Here is a 21,288-nt window from a genome sequence, read left to right on the forward strand (position 1 = left end):
CCCGCGGCACCGGCGGTGCCGTTGCGGCCGCCGAGCAGCGAGTCACCGGAGAACGAGCCCGCGCCCGCCACGCCACCACGGCCCAGGGGGTTGTTGGCGCCGCCGCGCGCCGGGCCCTCGGCGGGAGCGGACCCGCCGAGCCCGCCTGCGAGGGCACCGCGCCGGGCAGCCGCCTCCTGGGCGGCGGCCTGACCAGCCGCCGAGCCGCCGCGGGCCAGGCCCACGTCGGTGGGCGTGAGGCCGGGGCGGACGCCACCGGGGAAGCGCGTGGAGTCGCCACCGGGCAGACCGCCGCCACCGGTGGGCACACCGGTGATGGCGTTGGGGTTGACCGGGGTGTGCGCGCCACCGCCGGTCGGCGGGAGGTAGCCGGCGGGGGTGGTGGAGGTGCTGACCGGCGTGAAGGCCGGGGGGTTGCCGCCGGGGACGAACTGGGGGGTGTGCACCGGGTTCCCGCCGCCCGTCGGGGCCAGGTACTGCCCGGGGGTGCCGCTGGTGAGCTGCACCGGGGCGTACGACGCGGCGGACGTGCCGCCGCCCGAGCCGCCGGTGCCCCCGGTGGCCTGGGAAATGGCGTAGCCGACCTGGTACCCGACGCCGCCGTCCGGCGCCGGGGTGGAGACGACGACGTCCGGCGGCGGCACGAAGGTGCCCAGCGTGGACGTGTTGAAGTGGGTGCTGGACTGGTAGGAGTCCATGGTGTCGACGGCCTTCTGCGAGGCGGCGTCCTGCGCGGCCTCCTGGGCCTCGTGGTCCTGCGACTGCGCCAGCACACCGGCCGCCGGACCGGCGTTGCCGGTCAGCAGCGCGGCACCCGCGGCCAGCTTGTCCCAGCCCGAGGGGGCGGGGGTGGTGACCTTGACCGGTTCCGGCATCTCGGCGCGGGCCCGGCCGACGATGTCGGCCTGGTACTCGGTGGAGGCGCGCATCAGCGAGGCGCCGGACCGCGCGTCGGCGGCCCACGCCTGCAACGGGGTCAGGCCGGTCTGCGCCTGGTCGGCGGCACCGCCCTCCCAGGTTGCCTGCATGGTGGACAGCTTGGTCGCCAGGTCGGCGTCGATCTGCTCCAGCTCGGCGGTCAGCGCGGACCAGTACTCGGTCTGCGCCGTGGACGCCGCCGGGCCCGGCCCGCTATTGATCATCTTGAAGAGCGTGGGGTGGTCGTACCCCTCCCACCGGTGCATGGCCATCTCAGCTCACCCCTGGTCCCGCTTGCCCCACATGGCGTGGTTGGTGCCTTCCGTGCGCAGGTACCCCTCCTGCGCGGTCTCCAGCGACTCGATCGCCCGGCGCAACTGCTCCTGGTAGCCGCGCAGGCAGGCGATGGCCGAGTCCGCGCCGCCGCCGTTGGTGCGCGCGGTGAAGTCCGTGGCCGCCTCGCCGCTCACCGGGTCCTTCGCCCACTCCGGGACCTCCAGCCCGTCCAGCGCGGTGACCTTGGCCTCGACCCGGTCGTACGCCTCGCGGAACGCGGCCAGCGCGCCCGGGATGGCGGACGGTTCGATCCGCAGGGTCCGGGTTCCGCTGAAATCGGGCGCCGAGGGCGCGATCGACCCTCCGCCTCCATCGGCCAGGTACACCCCGTACCCCCTCCTGTGTGCGAACGCGACGACTGTAACTCCGATGCGGGCGGATGTGGAACGGTTCCCGCACCTTCGGGGGATCTCGTGACCCCTTTTCCGACTACCGACCGCCAGATGTGCAGTACCCCCGCCGCCGCCTCATCACTCGTTCGGGTGGTACAGCACGGGGGGTGTTCGCAAGTGACCCGAGGTAACCGAAGCTGAAGGGGTGCATCAGCCCGAAATCACCCTCGACATGCGGGTGAGCGCGCGGTCGAACCCCAATAGCTGGTTGTACGTCATCGACCCGGCGTTCAGCCCGGACGTGGACGTGCCCCCCTGGGGCGTGGTCGGCGCCTACCCGGTGGACGACCGCGGCGAAGTCGTCGAGCGCTTCCGGTACAACACCGGGTACCGGCCCTCCCCGGCCGCGCTGCGCCTCCCGGTGACGTCCAACCCGCTGGAGAAGCTGTTGCAGCTTGTGCACACCCGCCACCGGCGGCAGGCCGACCTGCTGCCCGCGGTGCTGGACGCCACGCTGCTGGTCTACGCCCGCCGCGGCGACGACCGGGCGATCACCGGGTTCCGCAACCACGACGGGCGGGTGCTCGTACCCGCGTGCACGTCGGCGACGCACGTGCCGGGGGCCTGGCCGGGGTGGCGGGAGGTTTCGGGGCGGGAGCTGGCCGGTCAACTGCGCGGGTGCCCGCTGGTGGTCAACCCGCTCGGGCCGCTGACGGCGGTGATCCCGGCGGGGGATCTGCGCCGTGCCGGTGGCGTTTCTGGTCGGCGTGTTGTGGGCGGTGTCGCGGTCCGCTGAGGGCTTGGGGCGCTGCTCGTGGGTCCGGCTGATGTGGCTGGGCTGCCCTGGTTTGCTGCCTTGGTTTGCCCTGGCTGGTTTCAAAGCCCGGGAGTTTTCGGGGCGTGCCCGGGTGGGTGGATCCGCTCGGGCGGGGCCCCTACAGCGATCATGCGCCCAGTGTGACCGAGTGGGGCTGAAGAGATGCCCCACAGCCCAAGCAGGCTCGCACATGATCGCCACCCCCACCCAAGCACATCCACCCACCCGGGCATTGGCGTAGCCGGGTAGGCGGTTGCGGGGGTGGCTGGCTTTCGCTGCGCCTGATGGGGTTCTGGGTGGCTGGCCGCCAGACCGGCGGCTGGTGGGGTTGCTGGTGCTGTTCCGGGTGCCTGGCTGGCGGTCGGGGGTCGCAGGCTGGGCACGATGGAGTTCGGCGTGGCTGGCCGCCAGGGCGGCGGTTGGTAGCTGGGCCCGGTGGGTTTCTGGTGACCGGTGGCCGGGCCTGCGGGTTCAGGGCTGCTGGTGGGCGGGCCGGGGGTGGGTCAGCGGGTGCGTTGGGCGGGGGCGGTGAGGAGTTGCTGGTCGAGCATGCGCTCGATCTCTCCCGGTGGGCCCGCCTTGGCGAACAGCCAGCCCTGGGCGCTGTCGCAGCCGATTTCTCGGAGGCGGTCGGCTTGGGCGGAGTCCTCGACGCCCTCGGCGATGACCTGGTGGCCGAGGGCGTGGGAGAGGGAGACCAGGGTGGTGACGATGGTTTCGTCGCCGGGGTCGAGGGTGTGGGGGTTGCCGACGCCCTCCATGAAGGAGCCCGCGAGCTTGATGGCGTGCACCGGTAGGTGGCGGAGGTAGGCGAGGTTGGAGTAGCCGGTGCCGAAGTCGTCGATGGCGATGCGGATGCCCAGGTCGGCCAGTTCTCGCAGGGTGCGCAGGGGGCCGCCGGTGGTGCCCATGATGGCGCTCTCCGTCAGTTCGAGCTGGATGCTCGACGGGGGCAGGCCCGCGGCGGCGATGATGGTGCTGACGTCGGCGACCAGGTCGGGTTCCTGGGTTTGGCGGGCGGCCAGGTTGACGCTGACCACCGGGGCGCGGTCGCCGTAGCGGTCGCGCCAGCGGCGGGCCTGGCCCGCGGCCTCGCGCAGGACCCAGCGGCCCAGGGCCACGATCAGACCGGTTTCCTCCGCCAGGCCGATGAAGCGGTCCGGGCCGAGCCTGCCGAACTCCGGGTGCGCCCAGCGGACCAGGGCCTCCACCCCGGTCATGGCGCCGTCGCTGAGGCGGACGATCGGCTGGTAGTCGACGTAGAACTCCTCGCTCTCGACCGCGGCGGGCATGCGGGCGGAGAGGGTGAAGCGGGCGACCTCGCGGGCGTTGCGCTCCGGGTCGTAGGCGACCCAGCGGTTCTTCCCGTCGGCCTTGGCCCAGTACAGGGTCACGTCGGCGTCGCGCATGGTCTCGGCGGGGGTGGCGTCAGCGACGGCCCGCTCGACCAGGCCGATGGAGGCGGAGACGGCGAGCCGGTGGCCGCCGATGGGGACCGGTTCGGCCAGGGCGCGCAGGATGCGGCCCGCGAGGGCCTCCAGGTTCGCCCGGGTGCTGTTCTCCACCAGGACCACGAACTCGTCGCCGCCCATCCTGGCGACCATGCGGTCCTCGGCGCTGACCAGGCGGTCGAGCCGGGCGGCGACGGCGACCAGCAGCTCGTCGCCGATGTCGTGGCCGAGGCTGTCGTTGATGACCTTGAAGCCGTCGAGGTCGAGGTAGCAGAGGCCGACGCGGTGGTCGTCGCCGCGGGCGAAGGCGGTGGCGAGCCGCTCGGCGAACAGGGCGCGGTTGGCCAGGCCGGTCAGCGGGTCGTGGTCGGCCTGGTGGCGCAGGCGCTGCTGGAGCTGGTGGCGCTCGGTGACGTCCTCGGCCATGGCGACCAGGAACTGGGGGACGCCCACCTCGTCGCGCACCAGGCTGACCGACAGGTCGGTGCGCAGCGGGCTGCCGTCGGCGCGGCGCAGCAGCCGCTCGCCGCGGAAGTGGTCGCGCTCGCCGCTGCGCAGCGCGTCGAGGGAGTTGACCGCCGCCGGGTCCTCGTCGGGGTGGCGCAGCTCGGTGACCGGCATGTGGCGCAGCTCGGAGACCCGGTAGCCGAGCATGTCGGCCAGGGCGGCGTTGGCCTCGATCACGTTGCCGTCGGCGTCGCTGATGCAGATGCCCACCGCGGCCTGGGTGAACATGGCCCGGAAGCGGGCCTCGCTGGCCAGCAGCGCCGACTCCGCGCCGCGGCGGGCGTCCAGCGCGGCCCGGCGGATGGCCTCCTGGTCGCGGAAGATGCGGTCCTGCATGGCGGTGGTGAACCCGGCGGCGAAGGCGCCCTGGACCGCGGGCACCCGGCGGGCGGCGCCCGGGTCGCCCTCGGCGCCGACGGCGCGCAGCAGGTCCTCGCCGATCAGCCGCACGGAGGCGGCCAGCGTCCGGGCGGCGGCGAACCGCAGCTCGACCACCGCGACCCCGACCCGCTCCACCGGTTCCGGCGCGAACCGCTCGGCGCGCACAGCCTCGGCCAGCACCTCGGTGTACTCGCGCACCCTGGCGACCAGGGTGCGCTGGTCCATGCCCGCGTACCCGGTCTCGGCGAGCGCGGTCGCCCACACCTCGGCGAACGCCGAGACCCCGTCCCGTTCCGTCCCGTCCGGCACCGTGCTGCCCACCACCACTCCCTCCGCGGTCCGTCGAAGAGTTTCGCCTGTACAACGGCGGGTGGCCAGCCCGGATGCGGGATTCGCAGGTCGTTTCGCCGCTGCTCACCCACCGCGTTCGGCCGATTACGTCGAGGAGTCGAGGGTAAGTGATCTTGTGGGGAGTTTTCCAGTGCGACGGGGCCCGTCAATGCAGCTCCCCCTACTTTCCTGCATATTCAGTGATCAATTCACACAAAAGCGTGACAAGTGGGTGGTGAACCGATAACAATCGAGATCCGGGCGGCTACCCCCTGTACAGCTGTCCGTCTCGAGGGCATTCGGAAAGGACCTCCCATGAAGTCCACCGCTCGTGGCACCAGACGCGGCTTGGCCGCCGCGCTCGCCGCATCAGCCGTCGTCGTCGGTCTCTTCGTCGCCGTCCCGCAGGCGAACGCAGGCCAGGACGGCGACGAGGCCGACCGGACCACGAACCACACCATGGGCTCGCAGATCCGCGAGCACGAGGGCGGTGACACCCGGTCGGGCGGGGTCGCCGACCCCGGCGTCCAGGCCACCATGTCCGGGATCGACGTCGCCAGCTACCAGGGCAATGTGGACTGGGCGGCGCACTGGAACGCGGGCAAGCGGTTCGCCTACGTCAAGGCGACCGAGGGCCTGACCTACAAGAACCCGTACTTCTCCCAGCAGTACACCGGTTCCTACAACGTCGGCATGATCCGGGGCGCCTACCACTTCGCCCTGCCCAACGTGTCCTCCGGCGCGCAGCAGGCCAACTACTTCGCCTCCAGCGGCGGCGGCTGGTCGCGCGACGGCAAGACCCTGCCGGGGGTCGCGGACCTGGAGTACAACCCGTACGGGGCCACCTGCTACGGCCTGTCGCAGGCGTCGATGGCGGCCTGGATCCGCGACTTCGCCAACACCTACCGGGCGCGCACCGGCCGCGACGCGGTGTTCTACACCAGCACAAGCTGGTGGTCGCAGTGCGTCGGCAGCGCCCAGGCGTTCGCGGGCACCAACCCGCTGTGGGTGGCCCGCTACAGCTCCACCGTGGGCACGCTGCCCTACAACTGGGGCGTGTGGACGTTCTGGCAGTACACCTCGTCCCCGTTGGACACGAACTACTTCAACGGAGCGATCGACCGGCTCCAGGCGATGGCCAACGGCTGACCCACGACCCGGGGGCCGCTGACGCGGCTCCCGGGTCCGGTAGCTTCCGCCGCGTGAAGTGGGCCTTCGTGATCACCGGCGCGGTGCTGCTGCTCGCGGGCGCGGTCACCGGGATCGTCGGGCTCCTGCGCCGCTCGCGCGGCGAGCGGCTGTGGCTGGTGGCGACGATCCTGGTGTCGACGGGGTTGCTCGGGCTGGTGTCGGGCTGGCTGATGAGCGAACCGAACCCCAACCGCGGCGAGGCGCTCAAGACCGGCGGCCTCGCCGCGGGTGCCGTGGTCGCGCTGTACGCGCTGTGGCTCAACGACCGCAAGCGGCGCACCGACGAGCAGCGCCACGACGTCGAGCGCCTGCGCCAGGACCTGGAGTCCGAGCGCACCCAGTACGACCGCGAGCGCGCCGCGGACGAGCGCTTCGCCAGGGCCGTGGAGCTGCTGGGCAACCCGGCCGGGCAGGTGCGGGTGGGCGCGCTGCACGTGCTGGCGGGCGTCGCGCGCAGCCGCCCCGACTACACCCAGACCGTGCTCGACGTGTGCTGCGCCTACCTGCGCTGGCCGTTCGACCGGTCCGGCGCGGTGGACCTCGGCGAGCAGCAGGTGCGGCTGACCGCGCAGCGGGTGATCGCCGACCTGCTGCCCAGGACCGCCGACGAGACGCCGCAGACCCCGCACTACGACCTCAACCTCACCGGCGCCGACCTGGAGTACTTCGACATCTCCGAACGCGTCGTCGGCGAGCTGACCCTGCGGTACGCGCACCTGCACGAGTCGAACTCGCTGTGGAGCTGCCACGTGCACGGCGACGCCTGGTTCACCGCCGCGACCAGCCACGGCATCCTGCACGCCGACGACGTGGTCTTCGAGCGCAAGGCGTGGTTCAGCGGCTTCACGGCAGGCTCCCGCGTCCGCTTGGCCCGGGTCAGGTACCTGGGTCCGACGAAGTTCGACGGCGCGCGCTTCCCGGGAGCCCCCGGCATCGGCGAAGATTCCCCCGGTTGACGGGGAACCGGGAGGCGCCGGGGTCCGTCCACCACTGTCGAGGAGTTCCGACCCCTGGGGGTGGCAGGTGGCGTTCTACGGCGACCCGGACGAGCTGGACCGGTTGGCGGGGCAGATCGAGCAGCGGGCCGAGGAGGTCCGCAAGCACGGCCGGGACATGGACACCCAGGCGCGGGGGATGCGGTGGAAGTCCATCGCCGCCGACCGCTGCCGGGAGACCATCGCCGAAGACCGCAAGAAGCTCGACGCCACCGCGGACAAGCTGGACGCCGCCGCGGCGGCGCTGCGGCAGCACGCGCAGCAGGTGCGCGAGCTGATCGCCGCGATCAAGCGGATCGCCGACTCGGTGGTGAACTGGTTCAACGGGGCCATCGACCGGTTCAACCGGGCCGTGGAGAGCTTCAAGAACGCCGTGGCCGACGTGGCCCGCGGGGTGGGCGACGCGCTCGGCTTCGGCGGCGACTCCCCGCAGCCGCCCCGGCCGCCGTGGGAGGGCTGGAAGTACCAGCCGAACAGCCTGCCGCCGTTCGGCGACAAGCAGTGGCTCGACGTGGGCGAGTACATGCGGGCGCAGGGCGTGGCGTCCTAGTGCCCGCCACCACCGGCCAGCCGGTCACCGCCCCGCACCGGTTGGTGCTGACCGCGGCCGAGTACGCCTTCCTGGTCGCCAAGTCCGGGTTCGACCTGCCGCCGGAGTGGGCGCCCGCACCGGACATCACCACCGGCGCCGAGGCCGCGGCGCTGCTCGACCGGGGCGTGTTGCGCGGCTCCGGCGACCTGACCACGGTGCACCCGTCGGTGGAGGCGAACCTGCGGGTGCTCGCCGCGCCGCGGATCATGATCGACACCACCGCCACCGTCGGCGCCCGCGGCTCGCGCAGCCTGCACGCGTTCAACGGCGCGCTCGGGGCGTCGCTGTTCCTGCTGCCGGACGCGGCGGTGGAGCTGTCGCTGTTCGCCGCGGTCGACCTGGGCCGCGAGCTGGTGCGGGCGGTCCCGGCGTGGCAGGCGGGCGGGATCGGGTCGCTGCTGGACGACCCGGGCGACGCCGAGCCGCTGCGCGGGACCGTGCCGCTGGACGCGCTGCACGAACTCGGCATCGCCGACCTGATGCGCGAGGCCGACCCCGGCGCCGCCGCGCACGTCCTCGACGTGCTCAAGCTGCCCGAGGCGGAGGCGGCGTTCGCCCAGGAGGTCGTGCGCCGCACCGACGGCGTGCTGCGCTGCCTGGCGACCGCCGTGGTGGGCGCCGGGGGCGACGCGCCCGCGGTGCGGTCGGCCCAGTTGACCTGGCTGCACAGCGACACCGGCTGGGTGGGCATCCGCCCGGCCGCGGTCGGGACGGACCGGCGGCTCGTCGAGCTGGCGCCGGTGGAGCGGGACGAGATCGGGGTCTGGCTGGCCCCCTACGTGGCGGAGGCACTGACATGACCGGCCCCGGAGTCACCAACCTGAACGTCGAGGGCGGCGCGGGCGGCAGCGACGCGGTCTACGAGGACCTCGCGGCCATGGGCGGGCTGACCGACGACGTCGCGGGCCAGACGCTGACGATCGCCATGACCAGCCACCGCTACCTCGCCGACGCCGACGTCGTCGCCTCCGGCATCCTCAACCCGGCCGGGCTGGTCCGGTTCGAGGGCGCGCTGCTCGGCGCGCTCGACGGCCCCAGCGGGCTCACCGCGACCTCGGCCGCCATCGGCCTGCGCGGCCTGGCGCTGCAGGCGACGAACCAGGCCTACCAGCTCACCGACGACCTCAACGCCCAGGCGCTGGCGGCGGGCCGCTGGCTGGCCGGTGCGGCGATCGGCTCCACCGGCCTGCTCGGCACCGCCGCCGCGGCCGGGGGCACCGCCGCGGTGATCGCCGCCGACGTGCACCTCAACTACGACGGCGACTGGCAGCGCTGGCTGGTCGAGCACCCGGGCATGGTCGACACCCTGCTGGGGATGACCCCGGGCACGCTGAGCGCGATGGGCTTCCCGAGCACCCTGGGCTCGCTCACCGGCCTGATCGCCGAGGCCTACCCCGACGGCGACGCCCAACTGCTGGACAAGGGCCTCGCCACCGACCCGCGCGCCACCACCCCGCCCGGCGGCCTCGGCGACCTCATCGACGGCCTGGACTTCCGCAACACGCAGAACTCCGACGTGCGCGGCGAGGGGTCCAACATCGACGTCAAGGCGGTGAAGGACGCGAACGGGAACATCACCGGCTACATCGTCGACGTCCCCGGCACCAACGTGTGGAACCTGCCCGGCGGCGACAAGGGCAGCGCCAACGACTTCGGCGTCAACGTCGACGGCATGGCGGGCAACGAAACCGTGCTGCAGAAGGGCATCGACCAGGCCCTGCAACGCGCGGGGGTGCCCGCCGACGCGCCGGTCATGCTGGTCGGGCACAGCCAGGGCGGCATCATCGCCGCCCGCGCCGCCAACGACTTCGTGACCAACGGCCAGTACAACGTCACGCACGTGATCACCGCGGGCTCGCCGGTCGGCAACATCCCGGTCCCCGACAGCGTGCAGGTGCTGTCGCTGGAGAACAACGGCGACGTGGTCCCGCACCTCGACGCCCGGGACAACCCGGCCACGGACAACCGCACCACGGTCACCTTCGACAACCAGACCGGCACCGCGGGCGGCAACCACGCCATCAGCGGCCCCGGCGGGCAGGACGCGAACTACGAGGCCGCGGCCCGCCAGCTCGACGGCAGCACCGACCCGTCGGTGGTCCGCTTCCGCGACGGCCTCGGGAACTTCACCGGGGGCACCTCGGTGGACACGCACCAGTACAAGGTGGAACGCAAGCAGTGAAGAAGCGCGCGGCGTCGGTCCTGGCGGGTCTGCTGCTGGCGGCGGGCTGCACCGAATCCCAGCCCGCCGAGGTCCCGGCCGACTTCGAGGGCGCCGTGCGGGCCCTGCTCGCCGACGCCACCTTCGGCGCCCGCACCTGCGGCGCCGCGCTGGACGCCGACCCGGGCAGCAAGGTCTTCGCCTGGGCCGACGCCGCGCTGCCCGCCACCGGGGTCGACCGGCTGCGGGCGGCGGCGGTCGCGGCGGGCTGGCAGCCGCAGGTGACCGACCGCTACGCCCTCGCCCTCACCGGCCGGGACAACCGCAGGCTGGCGGTCACCCTGGACGGCGACCGGGCCACGGTCCGCGCCGAGTCGAACCGGTGCAGCACCCAGCCCACCGAGGCCCTGCCCGACGACGCGTTCTCCCGCCCGGAGCTGACCGCTGCGCAGCGGGCGACGCTGACCGCGGTGTTCCCGCCCACGCGGGACATGGCCCTGTGGTTCGGCGTGGTCGCCGGGGTGGACCTGGACGAGGCGCTGTTCCCGGCGGATGCGGACGAGCCGCCGCCCGCCTGGCTGACCACCTGCCAGGACGGTGACCGGTTCGGCCTGCGCCTGGCCGCCGACACCAGCACGACCCTGCCCGAGTCGACGGACGTGCCGCCGGTGCACGAGCGGCTGGTCGCCGCCGTCCGGGAGGGCTGGTCGGTCAAGCCCAAGCTGGCGGGGCAGCGCTCCTGGGTCGACGCGGAGCAGGTCATCGCGGGCCACCCGGTGACCGTGTCGTCGTTCCTGGACAAGCGGACGTCGACCTCGGGGCAGACCACCGTGCAGTTCGACGTGCGGGTGGCCATGGCCGACTGCGTCCCGCCCGGCTGACCGTGCGGCCGATCACGGCCGTAGGCTGCTGAAACGTGCCCACGCTCGCTGATTACCCCCAGATCGCCGCAGGCAAGGTCCGCGAACTGCACGCGATCGACGACGACCACCTGCTGCTGGTCGCCTCGGACCGCATGTCCGCCTACGACTTCGTGCTGGAGTCGGAGATCCCGGACAAGGGTCGCGTCCTGACCGCGATGAGCGTCTTCTGGTTCGAGCTGCTCGCCGACCTCGTGCCCAACCACCTGGTGGCCTGGGACGACGAGCGCATCCCGGCCGAGGTCCGCGGCCGGGCCCTGGTGGTGCGGCGGCTGGAGATGCTCCAGGTCGAGGCCGTCGCCCGCGGTTTCCTGGCGGGCTCGGGCACCCTGGACTACAACCGCACCGGCTCGGTCTGCGGCATCGCCCTGCCCCCCGGCCTGGTCGAGGGCTCCCGCCTCCCGGAACCCATCTTCACCCCCGCGACGAAGGCCCCGGTCGGCGAGCACGACGAGAACGTCGACTACGCCGCCGTGGTCGCCGAGATCGGCCCCGAGCTGGCCGCGGAGGTCCGCGCGCTGACCCTCGCGGTCTACGGCCGCGCCGCCGCGTACGCCGAGACCCGGGGCGTGATCCTGGCCGACACCAAGTTCGAGTTCGGCCTCCGCGACGGTCAGGTCGTCCTGGGCGACGAGGTGCTGACCCCGGACTCCTCGCGCTACTGGCCGGTCGACACCTGGGTGCCCGGCGCAGCCCAACCGTCGTTCGACAAGCAGTACGTCCGCGACTGGCTGACCTCCCCCGAGTCGGGCTGGGACCGCGCCTCCGACACCCCGCCGCCCGCCCTGCCCGCCGAGGTCGTCGCGGCCACCCGGTCGCGCTACATCCAGGCGTACGAGCAGGTCACCGGCCGCGATTTCGCGGACTGGATCGCCTAGGTCACCGTCCGCGACACCTCGGGTACACCCTGGTGCGGTGTCCTGGGTGTCGTGACGGCCCGACTGCTGGTCTCCCTGTCCGGTGTCGACCCCCGGACCCTGTCCTCCTGCGCCGACCTCGCCGAAGCCCTCGACACCCGCGGCGTTCCGCTGACCCTGCTCGTCGCCCCCCGGCTGACCACCCCCGACACCCTCGCCTGGATCCGCACCCGCACCTCCGACGCGGTCCTGATGCACGGCTCCGACCACGCCGCCAACCCCGGCGTGGTGCGCCGGGGCCGCAGGCCGGAGTTCGCCGCCCTGCCCGCCCACGAGGCGGGCCTGCGGCTGACCGCGGCCATGGCCGCGATGGAACGTGCGGGCCTCACCGCCGACGGCTTCGCGGGCCCCCGCTGGCTGGCGTCCCCCGGCACCAGGACCGCGCTGCGCGCCCGGGGCTTCCGCCTGTGCGCGGACGCCCTGGCCGTCCACGACCTGCGCACCGGTGAGGCCCACCGCGCGAAGGTCCAGTCGCTGGGCCACCGGGAGACCCCGGGCCGCCGGGAGAGCACGGAGACCCTCCGCTGCTTCGCCCTGGTCCTCGCCGCCGCCCGCACCACCCGCCGCCAGGCCACCCTCCGCCTGGCCGTGTCCGCCACCGACCTCACCCGCCCCGGCCCCCGCCAGGCCGTCCTCGACGCGGTGGACGTCGCCCTCGGCAACAACGCCACCCCCGCCACCTACGCGGCACTGGTCGCACCCCAGCCGATCAGGCGCTGAACACCCCGGCGCACGACGAAGCCCCGGTCCCTGGAGCACGGGAACCGGGGCTTCGGGGTTCGGATCAGAAGGTGAGCTTCCAGGAGTTGATGAAGCCGGTGTCGCTGCTGTAGATGTCGCGGACCTGTAATTTCCAGGTGCCGTCGGGGGTTTCGCCCGCGGCGGCGGCGACCGTGTACGAGGCGATCACGTTGTCCGCCGAGTCGCTGCTGGAGGAGTTCTTGAGCCGGTAAGCGGTGCCGTCCGGGGCGACGAGGTCGATGACCAGGTCGCCGCGGTAGGTGTGGGTGATGTTGACGTCGGCCCTGAGGGTGGCCGGGGTGGTGCCGGGGACGCCCGTGGCGGTGACCGGGCTGGTCACGGCCGCGCCCGCGTCCGGGATCGGGACGTCGGCGGTGTTCTCGAACGACCGGCCGGTTCCGGTCGGGGCGCCCACGGCCTCCTTGGCGTCCACCCGGCCCTCGCCGAAGAAGTTGTTCTTCGCGGTGGTCCCGGCGCAGCGGGAGTCGGTGCAGGCGAGGTCGTCGGCCTGGGCGGCCAGCTTCGCCCGGAGCGCGGCCGGGGTGGCGGTGCGGTCGACGGCGGCCAGCAGGGCGGCCACGCCCGCGACGTGCGGGGAGGCCATCGAGGTGCCGGACATGGCGCCGTACCCGCCGCCCGGGATCGTGGAGTACACGTTGTCGCCCGGGGCGGCCGCGAAGACCTTGTCCGTGCCGTAGTTGGAGAACGACGACTTGGTGTTCGACGAGGTGATCGAGGAGACGGCCACCACCGGGGGCAGCTCGGCGGGCAGGCTCAGGCACGGGGTGGTGACCGGGCGGCTGACCGGGGTGGAGTCGTCCGGGCTGCTGGTGTCGGTGCTCTTGGCGGCCAGGTCGTAGTTCTGGTTGCCCGCGGCAACCACGTTCAGCACGCCCTTGCCCTCGGCGTAGGCCACGGCCCGCTTGACGCCCTCCAGGATCGCGGCCTGGTCGAGGTCGCCCGGGCAGTTGAACAGCCACGGGTCGACGTAGTAGCTGCTGTTGGTCACCTTGAAGCCCATGTCGCCGGAGAAGACGAAGGCGCAGATGGTGTTCTCCGCGTAGAACATCTGCGTCGTCGGCTCGGCGACGCGGACGGCGGCGATGGTGGTGGCCGGGGCCACGCCGACCACCCCCTTGCCGTTGCGGGCGGCGGCGACGGTGCCCGCGACGTGCGTGCCGTGGTCGCCGACCGGGCGCCAGGCCCCCGCCCGGGTGTCGAGCTTGCCGTAGGCGCAGGACGCGGACTTGGCGGCGACGAAGTTGGCCTTGAGGTCGTAGTGCTGGTCGTCGACCCCGGTGTCGAGGATGCCGACGGTCACCGCCGGGGAACCGGGGTTGACCGCCCATGCCTGGTCGGCGCCGATCTGGGTCATGTCCTCGCGGGCGGTCTCCGCGGCCGTGGGGGTGCTCTGGGCGGGCGCGGCGGGGACGGCCGGGTTGGCCGCGGCGGCGGGCACGTCGGTCGTCCGGGTGGCGCCGACCTGCTGGACCCCGGTCACCGCGCGCATCCTGGGAGCGAAGTCGGCGGCGGCCGAGTGCGCCACCACGACGCCGATCGCGTCGTAGGAGGCGTAGACCGCGCCGCCGTTGGCGCCCACGGCGGTCTTGGCGCCGCCGGTGTTGTTCGGGGCGGTGATCACCAGGTAGGAGCGCAGGCCCGCCGCGGCGGCGTTCGCCGCGGCGGGACTCGTCGGGGCGGCGACCGCGGGTGTCGCGGGCACGGCGATCAGTCCGACCCCGAGCGCGACGGCGGTGGCCGCGCGGCGGAGCCGGGAGTGGGAACGCAGGAACACGATGTCCTCCGGACGACTCTGGGGGCGGTCCCGGGCCGAGCAGCCCGGGCAGGGCGCCCCGTCACACCAGCAGACGGCGGCGCGGGCCGCGCGGGACGCCCGGGGTCGGAAAAACCCCCGGATTCACCCCACCCGGTGGATCAGAGAGCTGTGGTCTCCCGCGGCGCCAGCACCCTCACCTCGGCGCCCTCGGGGGCCAGACCCGCGAACCGGTGGTGCGACATGTCGATCCCGGCCCGGCTGAGGGTCTGCTCGTGGATGGGCACCGCGACCCTGGGCGCGACGGCGCGGAAGAACTCGACCGCGTCGCCGAGCTTCAACCAGGGGGCGCCGGTGGGCAGGCCGAGGACGTCGACCGGCCGGTCGGGCACGAAGAACGAGTCGCCGGGGTGGTAGAACGCGCCGCCGTCGACCAGGTAACCCAGGTTCGGCGGGACCTCGACCTCCGGGTGGATCTCGGCGTGCGCGCCGCCGACGACGTCGACCCGCACCCCGCCCAGCTCCAGCCCGTCACCGGGGCGCACGGTGCGGCCGGTCAGCCCGGACTTGGCGGCCTCGGCGGCGGAGGCGGCGTCGAGGACCAGCTCGGCGTGCGGGTTGGCCGCCATCAGCTCGGCCAGCCGGGGGCCGTCGAGGTGGTCGGCGTGCATGTGGGTGACCAGCACGGCGTCGAGGTCGCGCAGGTCCTCGAAACCGGAGGAGAACGCCCCGGGGTCGATGAGCAGTGCCGCCGAGCCGGTCTCCAGCAGCACACACGAGTGCCCGAAGTGCGTCACCTTCACACCGGTCATGGTATCGCCACCCGGGCTTACCGCTGGGTAGCTTGGAGGCATGACCAGCGTGCAGTCGAAGCAGACCACTTTCGAGTCGCTCAACCCGGCCACGGACGAGGTGGTGGGCACCCACCCGGTCCACACGGCCGAGGAGGTGGAAGCCGCCGTGCGCCGCGCCGAGGCCGCCGCCGCGTGGTGGGACTCGCTGGGCTTCGCGGGCCGGGCCGAGCGGTTGCAGCGCTGGAAGGGCACCATGACCCGGCGTGCGGCGCAGCTCGCGGACGTGGTGCACGCCGAGACCGGCAAGCCGCACGCGGACGCGATGCTGGAGATCATCCTCGCCATCGACCACACCGCGTGGGCGGCGAAGAACGCCAAGAAGGTGCTCGGCCCGCACCGCCGCTCGCCCGGCCTGCTCATGTCGAACCAGGCGGCGTCGGTGGAGTACCACCCGCTGGGCGTCGTCGGGGTGATCGGGCCGTGGAACTACCCGGTGTTCACGCCGATGGGGTCGATCGCGTACGCGCTGGCCGCGGGCAACGCTGTGGTGTTCAAGCCCAGCGAGTACACCCCCGGCGTGGGTGAGTGGCTGGTGCGCACGTTCGCCGAGGCGGTGCCGGAGCAGCCGGTGCTGCAACTGGTCACCGGCTACGGCGAGACCGGTGCGGCGCTGTGCCGGGCGGGGGTCGCGAAGATCGCCTTCACCGGTTCGCCCGCCACCGGCCGCAAGATCATGGCCGCCTGCGCGGAGACGCTGACCCCGGTGCTGATCGAGGCGGGCGGCAAGGACGCCATGCTGGTCGACGCGGACGCCGACGTCGACGCCGCCGCCGACGGCGCGGTCTGGGGCGGGATGTCCAACGCGGGCCAGACCTGCACCGGCATCGAGCGCGTCTACGTGCACGAGAAGGTTTACGACCGGTTCGTCGCCGCCGTCACCGAGAAGGCCGCCGCGGTCCGCCCCGGCTACGACGACTCGGCCACCATCGGCCCGATCACCATGCCCGCGCAGCTCGCCATCATCCGCCGCCACATCACCGAGGCGCTCGCGGCCGGTGGGCGGGCCGTGGTCGGCGGCGCCGACGCGGTGGGCGAGCGGTTCGTGCAGCCGACGGTGCTGGTGGACGTGCCGGAGGACGCGTCAGCGGTCCGCGAGGAGACCTTCGGGCCGACGCTGACCATCGCCAAGGTCCGCGACATGGACGAGGCGGTGGCCAAGGCCAACGACTCCAAGTACAGCCTGGGCGGTTCGGTGTTCGCCAAGGCCCGGGGCATGGAGCTGGCCAGGAAGCTGCGCAGCGGGATGACCTCGGTCAACTCGGTGATCAGCTTCGCCGGGGTGCCGTCGCTGCCGTTCGGCGGGAGCGGCGACTCCGGCTTCGGCCGCATCCACGGCCCGGAGGGGCTGCGCGAGTTCGGCCGGGCCAAGGCCATCACCCGGCAGCGGTTCACCGCGCCGCTGACGCTGACCTCGTTCGCCCGGGGCCCCAAGGTCGACGCCCAGGTGGCGAAGCTGATCACGCTCCTGCACGGCAGGCGCCGCTGACCACCGTTTCCGTCGGAAACAAGCGGAGGGCCCCCGACCTGGACCAGGTCGGGGGCCCTCCGCTGTGTCGATCAGCCGAACAGGGCGGGCAGGGTGCCCTCCCACGCCTCGCGGAGCTCGGGCAGCGGGATGGTGCCGATGTCCTGCAACTCCAGCGCGTCCGACTCGGGGTCGACCACCCCGGTGCGGCGGACCGGCAGGCCCCTGGCGACGCACATCTCGGTGAACCGCAGCTCCTCCGAGCGCGGCACCGCCACCAGGACGCGGCCCGCGGACTCGCTGAACAACTGCACGAACGGGTCCTGGTCGGGGTCGAGGAAGACGCGGGCGCCGACCTCACCGATCAGGCACGCCTCGACCAGGGTCTGCGCCAGGCCGCCGTCGGACAGGTCGTGCGCGGCGGAGACCATGCCGTCGCGGGAACCCGCGAGCAGCACGTCGGCCAGCACCTTCTCCCTGGCCAGGTCGACCTTGGGCGGGGTGCCGCCGAGGTGGCCGTGCACCTCGTGCGCCCACTCGGAGCCGCCGAACTCGTCGCGGGTGTCGCCGAGCAGCAGCAGCGTCTCGCCCGCCTCGGCGCCGATCCCGGTGGGGATGCGGCGGCGGACGTCGTCGATGACCCCGAGGACGCCGACCACCGGGGTGGGCAGGATCGCCGTGGTGCCGGTCTGGTTGTAGAAGCTGACGTTGCCGCCGGTGACCGGGATGCCCAGCTCCTTGCAGCCCTCGGCCAGCCCGCGCACCGCCTGCTCGAACTGCCACATGACCGCCGGGTCCTCCGGCGAGCCGAAGTTGAGGCAGTTGGTGACCGCGAGCGGAGTGGCGCCGGAGACGGCGACGTTGCGGTACGCCTCGGCCAGCGCGAGCTGGGTGCCGGTGTACGGGTCGAGCTTGACGAACCGGCCGTTGCAGTCGGTGGCCAGGGCGACGCCGCGCCCGGTCTCCTCGTCGACCCGGATCATCCCGGAGTCCGACGGCTGGGCGAGCACGGTGCCGCCGCGCACGTAGCGGTCGTACTGCTCGGTGACCCAGCGCCGCGAGGCCAGGTTCGGCGAGGCGGCCATCCGCAGCACCAGCGCGCGCAGCTCGTCCGGTGTGGACGGACGGGGCAGCTTCTCCGGGCCGTCGGCGACCAGCGCGTCCTGGTCGGCGGGGCGGGCGATGGGCCGGGAGTACATCGGGCCCTCGTGCGCCACGGTGCGCGGCGGCACGTCGACGACGGTCTCCCCGTGCCAGGTGATGACCAGGTTGTCGCCGTCGGTGACCTCGCCGATCTCGGTGGCGATCACGTCCCACTTGGCGCACACGCGCATGAACGCGTCCACATCGGACGGCTTGACCACCGCGCACATCCGCTCCTGCGACTCGCTGGAGAGGACCTCGGCCGGGGTCATGCCGGTCGCGCGCAGCGGCACCTTGTCGAGCTGCACCAGCATCCCGCCGTCACCGGCGCTGGCCAGTTCACTGGTCGCGCAGGACAGCCCGGCGCCGCCGAGGTCCTGGATGCCGACCACGATGCCCTCGCCGAACAGCTCCAGGCAGCACTCGATGAGCACCTTCTCGGTGAACGGGTCGCCGACCTGCACGGCGGGCAGCTTCTTGCGACCGGTGCCGCCCTCGTCGCCGGAGAAGGTCTCGCTCGCCAGCACGGACACGCCGCCGATGCCGTCGAGGCCGGTGCGGGCGCCGAACAGGATCACCTTGTTGCCGGTGCCGGTGGCGTGCGCCAGGTGCAGGTCCTCGGCGCGCATCGCGCCGACGCACAGCGCGTTGACCAGCGGGTTGCCCTGGTAGGAGCTGTCGAACACGACCTCGCCGCCGATGTTGGGCAGGCCGAGGGAGTTGCCGTAGCCGCCGACGCCCGCGACGATCCCGGGCAGCACGCGCCGGGTGTCGGGGTGGTCCGGGGCGCCGAAGCGCAGCGGGTCCATCACGGCCAGCGGGCGGGCGCCCATCGCCATGATGTCGCGCACGATGCCGCCGACGCCGGTCGCCGCGCCCTGGTAGGGCTCGACGTAGGACGGGTGGTTGTGCGACTCCAGCTTGAAGGTGACCGCCCAGCCGTCGCCGATGTCGACCACACCGGCGTTCTCGCCGATGCCCGCGAGCATCTTGGCCTGCATCTCCGGCGTGGTGTTCGCCGACCAGTGCCGCCAGTGCACCTTGGAGGACTTGTAGGAGCAGTGCTCGCTCCACATCACCGAGTACATGGCCAGCTCGGCGTCGGTGGGGCGGCGGCCGAGGATCTCGCGGACGCGGGCGTACTCGTCGTCCTTGAGGCCCAGCTCGCGGTAGGGCTGCTCCTGGTCGGGGGTGTTCTTGGCGTTGTCGACCGTGTCGATCATGAGGCCACCACACTGTCGAGGGCGGACAGGAACATGCCGAGGCCGTCGTCGGACGGGCCGGTCAGCGCGTCGATGGCGTGCTCGGGGTGCGGCATCAGGCCGACGATCCGCCCGGTCTTGTCGCTGATCCCGGCGATCGCGCCGAGGGAGCCGTTGGGGTCGTCGCCGAGGTAGCGGAACACCACCCGGCCCTCGCCCTCCAACTCGTCCACAGTGGACCGGGGGGCGGCGAACCGGCCGTCCTGGTTCTTCAGCGGGATGATGATCTCCGCGCCCGGCTCGTACCGCGAGGTCCAGGCGGTGGTGTTGTTCTCCACCTTGAGCCACTGGTCCTTGCAGACGAAGTGCAGCCCGGCGTTGCGCAGCAGCGCGCCCGGCAGCAGACCCGCCTCGCACAGCACCTGGAAGCCGTTGCAGATGCCCAGCACCGGCATCCCCTTGCGGGCGGCGTCGACCACCTCGCCCATCACCGGGGCGAACCGGGCGATGGCACCGGCGCGCAGGTAGTCGCCGTAGGAGAAGCCGCCGGGCAGCACCACCGCGTCGACACCGCGCAGGTCGGCGTCGCCGTGCCACAGCGGCACCGCCTCGGCGCCGCTGGCGGCGATCGCGCGCAGCGTGTCGGTGTCGTCGAGGGTGCCGGGGAAGGTGACCGCCCCGACCCTCACGACTGCACCCGCCGGACCACGAAGTCCTCCACGACGGGGTTGGACAGGAAGCCCTCGGCGATCTTCGCCAGCGTGGCGTCGTCGACCGAGTCGTCGACCTCCAGCTCGAAGTGCTTCCCCTGACGGACATCGGACACGCCGTCGAACCCCAGGCGGGGCAGCGCGCGCGCGACGGCTTGTCCCTGGGGGTCGAGGATCTCCGGCTTGGGCATGACATCGACGACGACTCGGGGCACGGCTGGCTGCTCCTGAATTTCGCGGGGCCGGTACCGCAGAAGCGTACCTGACCTGGGGGTTCACTCTTCCGACCCGGCCGCCCGACGGTGACGCGCACCACCGACGCCCTGCTGGGACCACACCAGTGAACGCCCGCTCAGCACCCGGGCGCCACCTCCCGCGCCCGACATCACTCGAACGTGTGTTCGATGTTCGCTGCAGGCGAGAAAGCTGGCGTGCCCGCCGGTCCCCGGACAGGGTGGGGGCATGCGACTCCTTGTTCTGGGTGGAACGCGGTTCCTCGGCCGCGCCGTGGCGGCCGAGGCGGTGACGCGCGGGCACGAGGTCGTGTGCGCCGCCCGCGGGCTGGCCGGGGACGCGACCCCCGGGGCCCGGCTGGTGAAGGTGGACCGGGACGCCCCGGACGGGCTGGCGCCGCTGGCGGGCGAGCGGTTCGACGCCGTCGTCGACGTCGCGCCGATCTCCTACGACTGGGTGAGCCGGGCGCTGGAGGCGCTGGCCGACCGGGTCGGGCACTGGTCGTTCGTGTCCTCGGTCAGCGCGTACGCGGACTTCGGCGTCCCGCCGACCGGGGTGGGCGACCCGCTGCTGCCGCCGCGCGCCGAGCACGGCAGCCGCGACACCCTCGGCGACGACCCGGACCGGTACGGCTCGATCAAGGTGGCCAGCGAGAACGCGGTGCTGCGGGCGGCCGGGGCGGACCGGTCGTTCGTGGTGCGCGCCGGGTTGATCACCGGGCCGGGCGACGAGTCCGACCGGTTCGGCTACTGGCCCGCGCGGCTGGCCCGCGGCGGCCGGGTGGTGGTGCCCGACACCGACCTGCAGAGCCAGTACGTGGACGTGCGCGACCTCGCGGCCTGGATCGTCGACGCCGGGGAGAAGGGCGCCACCGGGGTGTACGACGGCATCGGGCCCGCAGGCGGGCTGCTCGACCTGCTGGCCGACGTCGCCGAGGCGGTGGGCGGCGACGTGGAGTTCGTCCGGGTGCCCGAGGGGCGGCTGGCCGAGCTGCGGGTCGCGCCGTGGGGCGGGCCGCGCTCGCTGCCGCTGTGGCTGCCCGCCACGCACCGGTACATGACCGCGCGCGACGCCGGGCCGGCCCTGGCCGCCGGGCTGACGCCGCGGTCGCTGGTGGACGCGGTGGCGGGCGCCCTGGACCGGGAGCGAGAACTGGGCCTCGACCGGGAGCGCAAGGCCGGGCTGTCCCGGGCGGAAGAGGAGGAGGTCCTGGCCGCGCTGGGCGGGTCGCCGGGGGAGTGAGGTCGCCCGAGGCTGTCCCCCGGCGCCGGGAGGGGGCAGGATCAGGCGCGACACCCCCGGTGGCGAGGAGGCCGA

Annotated in this window: 19 protein-coding genes; 11 read left to right on the forward strand and 8 right to left on the reverse strand. The window is 73.3% G+C overall.

What is annotated here, in order from left to right; genetic code table 11:
• A partial coding sequence (locus L6E12_RS28205) for a PPE domain-containing protein (RefSeq protein WP_236230958.1) occupies positions 1–1,190 on the reverse strand: 1,190 nt, incomplete at its 3' end.
• A gap of 6 nt (positions 1,191–1,196) precedes the next feature.
• Complete coding sequence (locus L6E12_RS28210) at positions 1,197–1,580, reverse strand: hypothetical protein (RefSeq protein ID WP_110082536.1); 384 nt, start codon at positions 1,578–1,580, stop codon at positions 1,197–1,199.
• A 211-nt stretch (positions 1,581–1,791) separates the two neighbouring features.
• Between L6E12_RS28210 and L6E12_RS28215 the strand changes: the two genes are divergently transcribed.
• On the forward strand, positions 1,792–2,382 hold the full coding sequence (locus tag L6E12_RS28215) for a type VII secretion system-associated protein (RefSeq protein ID WP_236230959.1): 591 nt from the start codon (positions 1,792–1,794) through the stop codon (positions 2,380–2,382).
• Between the two features lie 524 nt (positions 2,383–2,906).
• On the opposite strand, the gene L6E12_RS28225 is transcribed toward L6E12_RS28215, so the two are convergent.
• A complete protein-coding gene (locus tag L6E12_RS28225; protein ID WP_236230960.1) occupies positions 2,907–5,063 on the reverse strand; it encodes an EAL domain-containing protein in 2,157 nt (718 codons plus the stop codon).
• 324 nt (positions 5,064–5,387) lie between these two features.
• Between L6E12_RS28225 and L6E12_RS28230 the strand changes: the two genes are divergently transcribed.
• The 8 genes from L6E12_RS28230 (at position 5,388) to L6E12_RS28265 (ending at position 12,568) form a co-directional block, all read left to right on the forward strand.
• Complete coding sequence (locus L6E12_RS28230) at positions 5,388–6,221, forward strand: lysozyme (protein WP_236230961.1); 834 nt, start codon at positions 5,388–5,390, stop codon at positions 6,219–6,221.
• Between the two features lie 53 nt (positions 6,222–6,274).
• Positions 6,275–7,219 carry a hypothetical protein gene (locus tag L6E12_RS28235; protein ID WP_308075337.1) on the forward strand — a complete coding sequence of 315 codons (945 nt, stop codon included), beginning with the start codon at positions 6,275–6,277 and terminating at the stop codon, positions 7,217–7,219.
• 67 nt (positions 7,220–7,286) lie between these two features.
• Positions 7,287–7,808 carry a putative T7SS-secreted protein gene (locus L6E12_RS28240; RefSeq protein ID WP_236230962.1) on the forward strand — a complete coding sequence of 174 codons (522 nt, stop codon included), beginning with the start codon at positions 7,287–7,289 and terminating at the stop codon, positions 7,806–7,808.
• Positions 7,808–8,650 carry an ESX secretion-associated protein EspG gene (locus L6E12_RS28245; RefSeq protein ID WP_236230963.1) on the forward strand — a complete coding sequence of 281 codons (843 nt, stop codon included), beginning with the start codon at positions 7,808–7,810 and terminating at the stop codon, positions 8,648–8,650. Before L6E12_RS28240 ends, L6E12_RS28245 begins: the two co-directional genes overlap by 1 nt.
• Entirely contained in the window at positions 8,647–10,032 is a 1,386-nt protein-coding gene (locus L6E12_RS28250; protein WP_236230964.1) for a lipase family protein, read from the forward strand. Before L6E12_RS28245 ends, L6E12_RS28250 begins: the two co-directional genes overlap by 4 nt.
• Positions 10,029–10,892, forward strand: a complete 864-nt coding sequence (locus L6E12_RS28255) for a hypothetical protein (protein ID WP_236230965.1) — start codon at positions 10,029–10,031, stop codon at positions 10,890–10,892. The genes L6E12_RS28250 and L6E12_RS28255 overlap by 4 nt, the downstream gene beginning before the upstream one ends.
• Before the next feature lie 35 nt (positions 10,893–10,927).
• Positions 10,928–11,809, forward strand: a complete 882-nt coding sequence (locus L6E12_RS28260) for a phosphoribosylaminoimidazolesuccinocarboxamide synthase (RefSeq protein WP_236230966.1) — start codon at positions 10,928–10,930, stop codon at positions 11,807–11,809.
• A 51-nt stretch (positions 11,810–11,860) separates the two neighbouring features.
• Positions 11,861–12,568, forward strand: a complete 708-nt coding sequence (locus L6E12_RS28265; RefSeq protein WP_236230967.1) for a DUF2334 domain-containing protein — start codon at positions 11,861–11,863, stop codon at positions 12,566–12,568.
• A gap of 64 nt (positions 12,569–12,632) precedes the next feature.
• Here the strand turns inward: L6E12_RS28265 and L6E12_RS28270 are convergent, their stop codons facing one another.
• Both L6E12_RS28270 and L6E12_RS28275 read right to left on the reverse strand, forming a co-directional pair.
• The gene (locus tag L6E12_RS28270; protein WP_236230968.1) at positions 12,633–14,384 is read right to left on the reverse strand and encodes a S8 family serine peptidase; all 1,752 of its coding nucleotides are present in this window, start codon (positions 14,382–14,384) and stop codon (positions 12,633–12,635) included.
• 140 nt (positions 14,385–14,524) lie between these two features.
• Positions 14,525–15,166 (reverse strand): MBL fold metallo-hydrolase, encoded by a 642-nt coding sequence (locus L6E12_RS28275; RefSeq protein WP_236230969.1) that lies wholly within the window; start codon positions 15,164–15,166, stop codon positions 14,525–14,527.
• Between the two features lie 49 nt (positions 15,167–15,215).
• On the opposite strand from L6E12_RS28275, the gene L6E12_RS28280 reads away from it, so the two are divergent.
• On the forward strand, positions 15,216–16,703 hold the full coding sequence (locus L6E12_RS28280; protein ID WP_236230970.1) for an aldehyde dehydrogenase family protein: 1,488 nt from the start codon (positions 15,216–15,218) through the stop codon (positions 16,701–16,703).
• Positions 16,704–16,774: 71 nt separating this feature from the next.
• Here the strand turns inward: L6E12_RS28280 and purL are convergent, their stop codons facing one another.
• Genes purL through purS form a run of 3 tightly spaced genes read right to left on the reverse strand, consistent with a single transcriptional unit; the run spans position 16,775 to position 19,952 of the window.
• Positions 16,775–19,048 (reverse strand): phosphoribosylformylglycinamidine synthase subunit PurL, encoded by a 2,274-nt coding sequence (purL, locus tag L6E12_RS28285; RefSeq protein ID WP_236230971.1) that lies wholly within the window; start codon positions 19,046–19,048, stop codon positions 16,775–16,777.
• Complete coding sequence (purQ, locus tag L6E12_RS28290; RefSeq protein ID WP_110082547.1) at positions 19,045–19,716, reverse strand: phosphoribosylformylglycinamidine synthase subunit PurQ; 672 nt, start codon at positions 19,714–19,716, stop codon at positions 19,045–19,047. Before purQ ends, purL begins: the two co-directional genes overlap by 4 nt.
• Positions 19,713–19,952, reverse strand: a complete 240-nt coding sequence (gene purS, locus L6E12_RS28295) for a phosphoribosylformylglycinamidine synthase subunit PurS (RefSeq protein ID WP_035285010.1) — start codon at positions 19,950–19,952, stop codon at positions 19,713–19,715. The genes purQ and purS overlap by 4 nt, the downstream gene beginning before the upstream one ends.
• 247 nt (positions 19,953–20,199) lie before the next feature.
• Between purS and L6E12_RS28300 the strand changes: the two genes are divergently transcribed.
• Positions 20,200–21,213, forward strand: a complete 1,014-nt coding sequence (locus L6E12_RS28300) for an NAD-dependent epimerase/dehydratase family protein (RefSeq protein ID WP_236230972.1) — start codon at positions 20,200–20,202, stop codon at positions 21,211–21,213.
• The last annotated feature ends 75 nt before the right edge of the window (positions 21,214–21,288 follow it).

The sequence above is a fragment of the Actinokineospora sp. PR83 genome (assembly GCF_021056305.1).
Lineage (GTDB): Bacteria > Actinomycetota > Actinomycetes > Mycobacteriales > Pseudonocardiaceae > Actinokineospora > Actinokineospora spheciospongiae.

Excerpts from the sequence above, each read along its gene's own strand:
- L6E12_RS28230 (WP_236230961.1), top strand. The coding sequence starts at position 5,388 with ATGAAGTCCACCGCTCGTGGCACCAGACGCGGCTTGGCCGCCGCGCTC.
- L6E12_RS28250 (WP_236230964.1), top strand. The coding sequence starts at position 8,647 with ATGACCGGCCCCGGAGTCACCAACCTGAACGTCGAGGGCGGCGCGGGC.
- L6E12_RS28280 (WP_236230970.1), top strand. The coding sequence starts at position 15,216 with ATGACCAGCGTGCAGTCGAAGCAGACCACTTTCGAGTCGCTCAACCCG.
- purL (WP_236230971.1), bottom strand. The coding sequence starts at position 19,048 with ATGATCGACACGGTCGACAACGCCAAGAACACCCCCGACCAGGAGCAG.
- L6E12_RS28300 (WP_236230972.1), top strand. The coding sequence starts at position 20,200 with ATGCGACTCCTTGTTCTGGGTGGAACGCGGTTCCTCGGCCGCGCCGTG.